Annotated in this window: 8 protein-coding genes and 1 pseudogene; 4 read left to right on the forward strand and 5 right to left on the reverse strand. The window is 68.6% G+C overall.

Annotated features, from left to right (window positions below; all coding sequences use genetic code 11):
• Positions 1 to 40 precede the first annotated feature (40 nt).
• Together ACT3S3_RS09465 and ACT3S3_RS09470 are read left to right on the forward strand one after the other, a co-directional pair.
• Positions 41 to 655 carry a DUF6474 family protein gene (locus ACT3S3_RS09465; RefSeq protein WP_301443420.1) on the forward strand — a complete coding sequence of 205 codons (615 nt, stop codon included), beginning with the start codon at positions 41 to 43 and terminating at the stop codon, positions 653 to 655.
• A gap of 188 nt (positions 656 to 843) precedes the next feature.
• Positions 844 to 1,200, forward strand: a complete 357-nt coding sequence (locus ACT3S3_RS09470; protein ID WP_301443421.1) for a histone-like nucleoid-structuring protein Lsr2 — start codon at positions 844 to 846, stop codon at positions 1,198 to 1,200.
• Between the two features lie 37 nt (positions 1,201 to 1,237).
• Here ACT3S3_RS09470 and ACT3S3_RS09475 read toward each other — a convergent pair whose 3' ends face one another.
• Together ACT3S3_RS09475 and ACT3S3_RS09480 are read right to left on the reverse strand one after the other, a co-directional pair.
• A complete protein-coding gene (locus tag ACT3S3_RS09475; RefSeq protein WP_301443422.1) occupies positions 1,238 to 1,888 on the reverse strand; it encodes a response regulator transcription factor in 651 nt (216 codons plus the stop codon).
• Positions 1,889 to 1,960: 72 nt separating this feature from the next.
• Complete coding sequence (locus ACT3S3_RS09480) at positions 1,961 to 3,187, reverse strand: sensor histidine kinase (RefSeq protein ID WP_441588441.1); 1,227 nt, start codon at positions 3,185 to 3,187, stop codon at positions 1,961 to 1,963.
• Between the two features lie 22 nt (positions 3,188 to 3,209).
• On the opposite strand from ACT3S3_RS09480, the gene yidC reads away from it, so the two are divergent.
• Positions 3,210 to 4,622, forward strand: a complete 1,413-nt coding sequence (gene yidC, locus ACT3S3_RS09485) for a membrane protein insertase YidC (protein ID WP_441579692.1) — start codon at positions 3,210 to 3,212, stop codon at positions 4,620 to 4,622.
• Positions 4,623 to 4,649: 27 nt separating this feature from the next.
• Here yidC and ACT3S3_RS09490 read toward each other — a convergent pair.
• From ACT3S3_RS09490 to ACT3S3_RS09500, 3 genes and pseudogenes are all read right to left on the reverse strand, one after another.
• Positions 4,650 to 5,348 (reverse strand): annotated as a pseudogene (locus ACT3S3_RS09490) (TetR/AcrR family transcriptional regulator); the annotation flags it as partial.
• A 131-nt stretch (positions 5,349 to 5,479) separates the two neighbouring features.
• Positions 5,480 to 6,385: a universal stress protein gene (locus ACT3S3_RS09495; protein ID WP_441579691.1), complete on the reverse strand. Its 906-nt coding sequence runs from the start codon at positions 6,383 to 6,385 to the stop codon at positions 5,480 to 5,482.
• Between the two features lie 173 nt (positions 6,386 to 6,558).
• Positions 6,559 to 6,687 carry a hypothetical protein gene (locus ACT3S3_RS09500; protein ID WP_441579690.1) on the reverse strand — a complete coding sequence of 43 codons (129 nt, stop codon included), beginning with the start codon at positions 6,685 to 6,687 and terminating at the stop codon, positions 6,559 to 6,561.
• 39 nt (positions 6,688 to 6,726) lie between these two features.
• Here ACT3S3_RS09500 and ACT3S3_RS09505 point away from each other — a divergent pair, with 39 nt between their 5' ends.
• Complete coding sequence (locus ACT3S3_RS09505) at positions 6,727 to 7,833, forward strand: pseudouridine synthase (protein ID WP_441579689.1); 1,107 nt, start codon at positions 6,727 to 6,729, stop codon at positions 7,831 to 7,833.
• The last annotated feature ends 60 nt before the right edge of the window (positions 7,834 to 7,893 follow it).

The raw sequence follows: 7,893 nt of genomic DNA on the forward strand, positions 1-7,893 counted from the left end.
CAGCAAAGGCAACCACGACAGGTACGGGAGAACATCGACCATGGGAATTCTCAGCTCGGCACGACGGCGCCGCCACGAAAAGCGGGCGAGCTACAAGGCGGCGAAGGTCCAGGCCCGCACCGAGGCACGTGAGACCGCCAAACTCGACAGGAAGAAGCAGGACTACCTGGAGAAGATGGCACGCAAGGTCCGCAAGGAGGAGTCCCGCAACCTCAAGGCGGAGCGTAAGCACGACGCGAAGCTGGCGCAGGCCACCGTGGAACAGATCAAGGCCGGCCGGTTCAACGCCAAGACGGTGGTGCGCTACACCGGCGCACTGCGCGTGCTGCTCCCCGTCGCCATCCCGCTGGCGTACCGGGCGTTCACCCAGCTGTCCCAGCGTTCCTCCGGCGCCGGCCGCGGCACGACGGCCGAATTCTCCAACTTCGTCGGAGTCGGCGCCCCGCAGCGCGCCCGGATCGCCGACCTGCGTACCCGCATCGACCGCGGAAATGTTCCCGACGGTTTCGCCAAGGACGCCAATGCCCGGCTCGACGAGTTGGAGAATTCACTCGACAATGCCTCGGGAATGTCCGACTCGCAGACGAGCAACCTCACTTCCAGCGTCTCCACGGAACTGGACCTGCTGGACCGTCAGTTCGCCGAGAAAGTCTGACGTTCCCCCTTCCCCCACTACTCTCCCCATAAGTAAAAGATCATCTTATATCCACCATGAAATGGCGGGAGATCATCGGGGATGACAATTAGTGCACGAATGGACTACACTTCCGGTCAATGGCACCTTCACATGCCACATATTCGCGCCATAAAGGCGCACACGACCGGAAGGAAGTAACAGAAACCATGGCACGCAAGGAAGTCACCCAGTTCTTCGATGACCTCGACAACACCCCGCTCACCGCGGACGAGGTCAACGTCGTCGAATTCACCTACAAGGGCTCCACCTACGTTCTGGACCTCTCCGAGGAGAACGCCCAGAAGTTCGCCGACACCGTCGAGCCCTACATCGCCGCCGGCACCAAGGTCACCCGCGTCCGCGGCCGTGGCCGCCCGGCAGGCAACACCGGCAAGTCCGATTCCGGCCGTAACCGCCGCATCCGCGAATGGGCACGGGACAACGGCCTGACCGTCTCCACCCGTGGCCAGATCGCCCGCGAGGTCATCGACGCCTACGAGGCCGCCAACCCCTCGGACCGTTGAGTCCCCGGCGGGGGTTGTGCCCCCGTCAGAGCATGCGTCACAGCATCCCCGCCTCACGTGCCGCCGCCACGGCGGAGGTCCGTGAGCGCACACCCAGTTTGTCGTAGACGTGGGCGAGATGCGATTTCACCGTGGCCTCGGACAGGAAAAGATCCGACCCGATGTCACGGTTCGACTTTCCCCGGGAAACGGCGTGGAGAACCTCGAGTTCGCGGGCGGACAACGTCGTCGCCGGATCCTTCTCCCGGTCACGTAGCCGGTGCGCGACCGCCCCGGACAGCGCCGCCGCCCCCTGCGCGGCCGAGCGCACACCGCTGATGAGTTCCGCCGGAGGGGAATCCTTCAACAGGTATCCCACCGCGCCGGCCTCCACCGCCCCGAGGATCTCCACGTCCGTGTCGTAATTCGTGACGACGAGGACATTGGGTGGGGCCGGGAGTTTCCGGATTCGTTCCGTGGCCTGTGCCCCGGTCTCCACCTCCCGCCCGGCCGCACCTGCACCGAAACGCAGGTCCATGAGGACCACGTCCACTCCCGGGCCGTCCTCCGCAAGGTCGGCGACGGCGTGCACCGCCGAATCGGCCGAATCCACCTCGCCGACGATGTCGATGTCCTCGGCGCTCTCGAGGACGGCACGCAGGCCCATTCTCACGATTTCATGGTCGTCCGCCAACAGGACACGAATCATGTCGTTTTCCTCCAGTGCCGTCGTTTCCGGGTCCATCCTACAATTCCCCCGTCGACGGCCCCCCCCGGACAATCACGGCCGCAGCGGCACCTCCACGGCGACGGCCGTGCCCGAACCCGGCGCGGTCTCCACGACCACGCTGCCTCCGAGGTCGCTGACCCGTCGACGCATCGTCGCCAGGCCGATGTGGCCTTCCCCGGCGCGCTCAGCCAGCGTGGACTCCACCTCGGGCAGGTCGAAGCCCGCGCCGTCGTCCACCACGTCGAGACGCACCGCGTCCGGGTTCACCGACAGGGTGACGCGCGCGCGTGAGGCTCCCGAATGCTGCCGGACGTTCGCCACCGCCGACTGCGCCACGCGCAGCAGCACCGTCTCCACGCTCACCGGGAGGCGCGCCTCGGCGCCGCCGGCCGCGTCCGCCGGGGCGTCCACACTGACCTCCAGCCCGTCGCCGGACGTGGCGCGGGCGAGACGCCGCAGCGCGTCCACCAACGAACCGTCGTCCAGGCCCGACGGCTGCAGCGCGGCGATCATCGCCCGGGTCTCCCGCAGACTGCCGGCGGCGACGTCGCGCGCGAGCAGGAGCTTGTCGACAGGCGGCTCCCCTACGTCCCCTGCGTCCCCTGCGTCCTTGTGCGCCCGCACGTCGCGCTCGGCGGCGTGCAGCAGCATCTGGATGCTCGACAGCCCCTGCGCCACCGTGTCGTGGATCTCGTGCGCGAGACGTTCCCGTTCCTCCACCACCCCGGCCGCACGCTCCGACTCCGCGAGCAGGTGGCGGGTGCGCACCAGCTCGTCGATGAGCCGGCGCCGGTCCTCACTGACCACGTAGAGGCCCTCGACGGTCACCCCGATCGCCACGGCGACCAGCCCGGACAGCACGGGCCCGAGGACCGCACCCGTCGACGGACCGGCCACCGCCACCGACAGGCCCGCGGCCACGACCGTCACCACCGCCGTCGCCGTCACTCCCCACCACAACGGCAGCAGGTACAGGTAGAGCGCGAACAACGCCAACGCCAGGTACGACGCCGTCGCCTCCTGCACCGCCAGCAGGATCCACAGGACGGTCAACGCCGTCAGCCACGTCACCCGCCCCGGCAGCGCCGCCGGCACCGGACGCGACAGCCCCGCCGCGGCGAGCAGGCCGAACGGCACCGCCGTCACGGCCACCAACGTCGGCGGACCGTCCCCCCGTCCCGCCGCCGACCAGACCGTGACCGCCAGCAGAAGGCCCACGAGGATGGCGATACCTCCCCGCATCACCACCGAATCCCGTACCGCGACGTCGTTGTCCATGGGAACACAGTATCCTCGACACGTGGAGTTCATCGAGTACCCGGTATCCGCAGTGATGAAGCTGTGGCACATGGCGCTGACCGCCATGGGCGTCGCCGACGCCACCGCATGGACGGCGTCGATCGCGCTGCTGGTGCTCACCGTCCGGCTCTTCCTCGTCCCCTTCGCCTACCGCGCCTACCGTTCGACGCGCGTGCTGGTGAACCTGCGCCCGGCCCTGCACGCCCTCGACGAGGAGTACCGCAACCGGCTCAGCCAGCCCGAACGCCGCGAACTGCTGAAGAAGCGCCGGGAGCTGCAACTCGCCAACGGCTACCGGGTGCGCGACGGTTGCGTGCCCGCCCTGATCCAGGTCCCCTTCTTCATCGGCCTGTACCGCATCCTGCTGCAGGTCGCCCGGCCCACGGACCTGGAGGCCGCGTCCCACCCCGGCATCGGGGCGCTCAGCGGGGACGACGTGGCGCACTTCCTCGACGCCGACATCCTCGGCGTCCCGCTCGCCGCGTACTCCACGATGACGGACGAGCAGTTCGCCTTCCTCGGCACCACCGGTGCCGAGGTGTTCACCTTCGCCCTGCCGTTGTGCATCACCGCCTCGGTGTTCACCACGCTGAACATGGCGTACTCGATCTACCGCAACTGGCTCACCCTCGACGAGAACAACGGCACCTCCCGCGCCCTGTTCAAGATGCTGTTCTTCCTGGCGCCGGTGGCGATCCTGGTGCCGATCGTCTTCGGACTCGCCGGCCCCGCCCCCGCGGCGATCATGTGCTACTGGGTGATGAACAACCTGTGGACCATGACGCAGAACATCAGCCTCCACCTCGTCCTCGACCGGCAGGTGCCCTACTCCGAGGAGTTCCGCGCCCACCGCGCCGAGGTCGGCGCGGCGCGCAAGGCCCGACGGGCCGAGATCAAGGACGCCGGACGCTCCCTCCGCGAGCGATCCCGCGAGCGCAGCGCCCGCATCAAGGCGTTGGACGCGACGCTGCGTCGTTCCTCCCCGGCGTCGGTGTGCGACGACGCCACCGCCGAGCGCGAGCGCCTCGTCGCCGAGGAAGCCGCCGACCGGGAGGCGACCGGGAGGCTCATCAAGCGCGAGAAGCTGGAGCGCGCCGCACGGCGCACGCGCCAGCGGGAACTGCAACGCCAGGCGATCGCCGCGAAAAAGGCGGCGAAGGCCTCGAAGGCCGGGCAGGATGCTGTCGGCGCGGCCGGGGACTCCGGGGACTCCGGGGACTCCGGGGACTCCGGGGACTCTGACGGCACGGAGGGACCCGAGAGCGCCGAGGGTGCGTCCGACGCCGTTCAGGCCGCCGAAACGTCCGGCCCCACCGCACCCAGCGCGCCCAGCGGAGGCCGGCACCGGCTGCCCGAGCCGGACGAGGACGCCGATGCCCGCCCCTACCGGGGGCGGCACCGCCTCAACCGCTGACCCCGGCCAGATCCGCCGAGGGGCGAAGATCGAGTACATCATCGGTGCCGTGTAGAGCATCTGCTTGGCGAGCTCACGCGCTGTCTCCAGCGGGGTGACGGTGCGGTTCATCTTCGCCCCGGCGATGCCGCCGTCGAGGAACACCATCAGCTGGTCGGCCAGGGTGCGCGAGGCGTAGCCGAACTTCTCCGTGAGCAGGTCCGCCATCGTGTCACGACACCAACGCCGGTGCTCGAGAGCGGCGGCGCGGATGCGGTGCTCGCTGTCGGTGTCCGGCCGCGGGTACTCGCTGGCGGCGTTCTGGAAGTGCGAGCCCCGGAAGTTCTCCCCCGGCTGCTCGGCGATGCACATGTCGAAGAAGGCGAGGATGCGGTCCTCCGGCTTCGGCCGGTCCTCGCACATCTTCTCCCAGCGCTCACGCCAGTCCTTGTCGAGCTCCTCGATGTAGGCCACCACGAGGTTGTCCTTGGAGCCGAACAGGGAGTAGAGACTGGCCTTGGCCACGTCCGCGTCACGCAGGATACGGTCGATGCCGATCACGCGGATGCCCTCGGTGGTGAACAGGCGCGTCGCGCTGCCCAGCAGGCGCTGACGCGGCCCCGGACGGTTGCGACGACGCGACGCCGCCGGCTTCGACTTCGACGTTCCCCCGGCCCTCGTCGTCTTCTTCGCCTTGGACGGGGACGCGTCACTGCCGTCGGTCGTCGTGGAACCGGTGCCGGCCATGTCGTCCCTCCATGAGTACGGATTCGTTCTGTCGGCGGGAAAAGACCCGCCGTTCCTGCAGTATTTTACACAAGGCGGTGCCGCCGCCGACACACTGTCGGCGACGGCACCGGTGCGTGCCCGACGCCCCGCTACTTGTGGTTGGGGCGCACGACCATCATCGGGCAGGGCGCGTACTGCAGCAGGGCCCGCGAGGTGGAACCCAGCAGCATGCCGCGGAATCCGCCACGACCGTGGGAGCCCAGGACGAGGAGCTGCGCGTCGTCCGAGTTCTCCTTCAGGACCTGGATCGGACGGTCGCGCTCCACGACCTCCTCGACGGTGACCTCGGGGTACTTCTCCCGCATCGGCGCCAACTCGTCCTGCAGGATCTTGCGCTCCTGGGCGGACATGGCGTCCAGCTGGCTCTGCACGGCCGCGAGGCCGACGAGGCTGGTCTGCACCTGCGCGTCCGCCCAGCTGTGGACCGCGCGCAGCGTCGCGCCGCGCGCGTCTGCCTCGCGGAAGGCGTAGTCGAGCGCCTTGCGGGAGATGTCGGAGCCGTCGACACCGACGACGACGGGGCCGTACTTGTTCTCGACGGTGACGTCGTTGTCCTTGCGCACGACCACGACCGGGCAGGCCGCGTGGGAGACGACCGCCGAGGAGACGGAGCCCAGCACCAGGCCGGACAGGCCGCCGAGGCCGCGGGAACCCATGACGACGATGTCGGCGTCCTCCGAGAGCTGGAGCAGCAGGTCGATCGGGGTCGCCTCGCCGATGTAGTAGCTGACCTCGATGTTCTCGTCGAAGCCCGTGACGATCTCGCGGGCGTCGTTGATCTTCTCCATCGCCTCGTCCTCGAGCTGGTCGTACAGCTCCTGAGGCGGGATCATCCCGTCGGCGTACATAAACTGGGGCATCGTGTAGGCCGTGACGAGCTTCAACGGTGCACTGCGCTTGGCCGCCGCATTCGCGGCCCAGGCGACGGCCGCGGCCCCTGCATCCGAGCCGTCCACGGCGACGACGATTTCATTGGTGGCCTTGGCGTCCGACATCTCGGAACCCCTTTCAGGTGGGTGACTTCCAACAACCCCCATTATCCCCGCACGTGAGGTTCACCGCAGAACACCTCCCATTCAGGGGTAGGTGCCCGGGGTAACGGGTGGTGGGCACGGGGGTGGGTATACTCGGCACCGACATGACGGGGTCGTCACTGTGACGAACCAGGTCAGGCACCCGCGCCCGGCGCACCCGGAGAATTACTCGGGAAGAAGAGCTCGTAGATAAACTCCACGGCGCCCAGAACGGCCTGACCGATGGTTGTCTGCAAGAATTCGACGATCTGAGAAGTATCCATGGACAGGAGCTTAGCCTGCGTAATCCACCGCTCCCAATAGTGGACGGACTCAATCCGTCCCGGGTCAGGGTCGAGGCCGACGGCACGGCCGCCGCCCTCGTGCGTCACCTCATCGACAGCCAGCAGCACCACGATCCGACCGACGACTCCACCGCGATCACCGCGCGGTTCGACGAGGGCAAGGTCCGGCTGGACGACGGCCGCGTACTACGGCCCGACGACACGGTGACCGCCGGCGAGTTCCTCTGGTTCTACCGCCGCCCGGCACCGGAGCGTCCCGTCCCCGGCGAACTGAGGGAGCTGCACCGCAGTCCGCGCCTCCTCGTCGTGGACAAACCACCGTTCATGTCGACGCTGCCGCGCGGCCAGCACATCACCGAGACCGCGGTGGTCCGTGCCCGACGCCAATTCGGCATCGACACCCTCTCCCCCGCCCACCGGCTGGACCGGTTGACCCGCGGCGTGCTCCTGTTCACCACCCGCCAGGACGTCCGCGGCGCCTACCAGCGTCTCTTCGAGGCACGCGAGGTACGCAAGACCTACGAGGCCGTGACCGAGGTCCCCGAGGGCTGGTTGCCCCTGCTGCAGGACGCCCCGACATCGGACGGTGCCCGACCGCTGCTTCCTGTACCCGCCGGCGCCTTCGCAGCGGACAGCCCCGCCGGGCTGCACCCGGCACCCACGGTCGAAGAGCCCTGGGTTCTGCGCCACCACATGGTGAAACTGCGTGGCCGCATGGCCACGTACCTGACGCAGGACGCTCCGAACGCCGAGACCCGGGTCACCGGTGTGCGCCTCGAACGCCCCGCGATGACGCCGTTGGGGACGACAGACACGGTGGCGACGCCTGGGGCCGATGCGCCATGGCGCCTGGTGTGGACTCTCGAGCCGCAAAGTGGACGCACCCACCAGTTGCGGGTGAATATGCGGCTGTTCGGTGTCCCGATCATCGCCGACCCGTTGTACGGCGAGCTCAGCGACGCCGCACTGTGGGACGTGGATCAACCGATGCCGTTCGTGCCTGCCGTCGCCGACGAAGACTTCAGCCGCCCGATGGGGCTGACGGCCGTGAAGATGATGTTCACCGACCCGTTCTCCGGCGAGCTCCAGGCATTCCGCACGTCGTACCGGGCTGACGACTTCTAGCTGGCCGGCCCGTGCCCCCAGGGGCAGAGGGGTTGCCGGGGCCTGTAGCGGGGGGACTGC

This window comes from Corynebacterium sp. AOP40-4SA-5, assembly GCF_052377355.1.
Classification (GTDB): domain Bacteria; phylum Actinomycetota; class Actinomycetes; order Mycobacteriales; family Mycobacteriaceae; genus Corynebacterium.